At 41.0% G+C, this 2,258-nt stretch carries 4 protein-coding genes and 1 pseudogene; all 5 read left to right on the top strand.

Annotated elements, in window-relative coordinates:
- The coding region (locus DA100_RS21175) for a hypothetical protein (protein WP_206208577.1) at window positions 1-218 on the top strand (218 nt) is incomplete at its 5' end.
- A 122-nt stretch (window positions 219-340) separates the two neighbouring features.
- Window positions 341-508, top strand: a complete 168-nt coding sequence (locus tag DA100_RS21100) for a hypothetical protein (protein WP_171052144.1) — start codon at window positions 341-343, stop codon at window positions 506-508.
- A 170-nt stretch (window positions 509-678) separates the two neighbouring features.
- Entirely contained in the window at window positions 679-1,326 is a 648-nt protein-coding gene (gene ribA / locus DA100_RS19045) for a GTP cyclohydrolase II (protein ID WP_171052261.1), read from the top strand.
- A gap of 171 nt (window positions 1,327-1,497) precedes the next feature.
- Window positions 1,498-1,632 (top strand): annotated as a pseudogene (locus DA100_RS19040) (transposase); the annotation flags it as partial.
- Between the two features lie 59 nt (window positions 1,633-1,691).
- A partial coding sequence (locus tag DA100_RS19035; RefSeq protein WP_171052260.1) for an IS630 family transposase occupies window positions 1,692-2,258 on the top strand: 567 nt, incomplete at its 3' end.

The following is a 2,258-nucleotide window of genomic DNA, read 5'->3' as shown; positions in this document are numbered from 1 at the left end:
CCGTGGCGAAGCGCTTTGGTTTGATACCCAAGGCAATGTCAAAATGGGATTTCGAAAATAAAAAGAGCAGCCAATGGCTGCTCTTTTTATGTGCTATATGTGTCACTGTCTCAAAGTCGGGTCTACACATCGTCCCGATGGGGAGCTGTTTTAAAAGATCATTGCTGGATCCAATAAGTGCCGGAAAAGTAAAGAGTTTGATCAATGAAATGATGTGATTTTCATCCCAAAAATGAACCTATATTTTGCGTGGATTTGGTATTTTGGTATCATTTTTTAGACAAATTAATTCAATGTGTAGTTTCTACAAACCATAGAGTCTTAGGGAAAAGCAGTGGCCATGAACATATCTAAATTACGCGAAGATTTTTATGCTCATATAAGTGCAATTCAAGCTTACGCGCTTCCGCAATCCAAGCCGACCTTGTCGCTGCTGACAGATGAAGAGGTGCGAGAGTTAGAAGCATGTTGGATTGAACTTTCTGTGTGGAAGAACCAACAAGATTAAACACCTCTGCCCCTGTAGTCATATCATTGAATATTGATAACCTCGCGATTTCTGATCGTCGAGGTTTTTTATTGCCATAAATATCAAGTGTTATATTATAACAATTGTGATCTAATCGTTGAATTCTAGAGTAAGAGTCCCCATAGTTATCATCAAGTGGAGCATTATCAATGAATGCAGCGACAGAATTAAAATATCAAGAAACCCAAGTGAGTAAAAATATGGCGGAAGTAAGAGCCAGAGTTGAATTCAAAGTCGGTGCTAACAGCAGTATCGATGCAGAACTTCTTTCTTTCCATGGATTGAAAACCGAAAAAGAGCATGTTGCGGTCATTTTTAAACATGCCGATCAAACTCAGCAAACCCCGCTGGTTCGCATGCATTCTGAATGTCTTACAGGCGATGTATTCCATTCATCCCGCTGCGATTGCGGCGAGCAACTTGATGAGACGATTAATCGCATGGCGGAATCTGGCGGTATTATCCTTTACTTAAGACAAGAAGGTCGCGGTATTGGTCTATACAACAAGATAGACGCATACAAGCTGCAAAGCGAAGGCATGAACACCTACGAAGCGAACAATCACCTTGGTTTTGGTGATGATTTGCGTGATTTTACCGAAGCCGCACAGATGCTAAAGGCACTCGGCATTGATAAAATTCGCTTAGTGACTAATAACCCTAAGAAAGTAAACGATCTTAAGCAATTCGGCATTGAGATCGAACAGGTTGTCAACACTTCTGCTCACGTTAAAGACGGTAACCAAGGTTACCTGAAAGCGAAAATGTCTCACGGTAAGCATAACCTAGACTTGTAATCCCACGAATCACGTATGTTGATAAAAGCCTCACTTCTGTGAGGCTTTTTTGTTTTCAGCCCTAAACCACCTACTTCAGTAGGTGGTTATCATCCGTTTCGGCTTTGCCTGTAAAACTACTCATGCTAAATGCGTCTTTGATTTTTCCAGAAGTCAAAGAGGACAAATAACATGAGTAGATACAATCAAGCTTCCCACGTATTTTGGCGATGTCAATACCATATAGTGTGAACTCCAAAGTATCGATTTAGGATCTTGAAGAACAATATAGGTAAAGAAGTTTATCGATGTATTTATGTTTACTGTATACCCCTGATCATTGAAAATGCTTGATTTTATTTAGAATCAGGATCATGCTACGAACCATGAAAATTACACTGACTCCTCAGCAGAAACTGCAACTCGAACAAATGCACGATTCTACTCGTGATGGTCGAGTGCGTGACCGTATTAAAGCAGTATTGCTTACCACAGAGGGGTGGAGTCAGACCATGATTGCTCAAGCTCTTCGCATTCATGAATCAACCGTTGCACGCCACCTTAGTGACTACGTTCTTTCTGAAAAACTTAAGCCTGAAAATGGCGGAAGCCAAAGCAAGCTTTCTGCTACTCAAACCATGCACCTAATCGAGCATTTGACTGAGAAAACCTATTCTCACACTCATCAAATTGTCGCCTACGTTAAAGAGGCATTTGGACTTGATTATACGGTCTCTGGTATGAACAAATGGCTTCACCACAATGGCTTTAGCTACAAGCAACCGAAAGGCGTTCCACACAAGTTTGATAAAGCAAAACAGCAAGCATTCATAGAGGCTTATGAAGCTCTAAAGGCAAGCCGTGGCAAGGATGAATCGATAGTCTTTATCGATGCAGTTCACCCAACCTTATTAACAAAAATATCTCATGGCTGGATACGTACTGGTCAGGCT

Origin of the sequence: Vibrio sp. Hep-1b-8 (assembly GCF_006124995.1) — a bacterium.
Taxonomy (GTDB): domain Bacteria; phylum Pseudomonadota; class Gammaproteobacteria; order Enterobacterales; family Vibrionaceae; genus Vibrio.
Note: the sequence above shows the minus strand (reverse complement) of the source record. Positions and strands in the feature narration are given on the sequence as shown.

Coding starts and splice junctions, on each gene's coding strand:
- DA100_RS21100 (WP_171052144.1), top strand. CDS start 341: ATGAACATATCTAAATTACGCGAAGATTTTTATGCTCATATAAGTGCA.
- ribA (WP_171052261.1), top strand. CDS start 679: ATGAATGCAGCGACAGAATTAAAATATCAAGAAACCCAAGTGAGTAAA.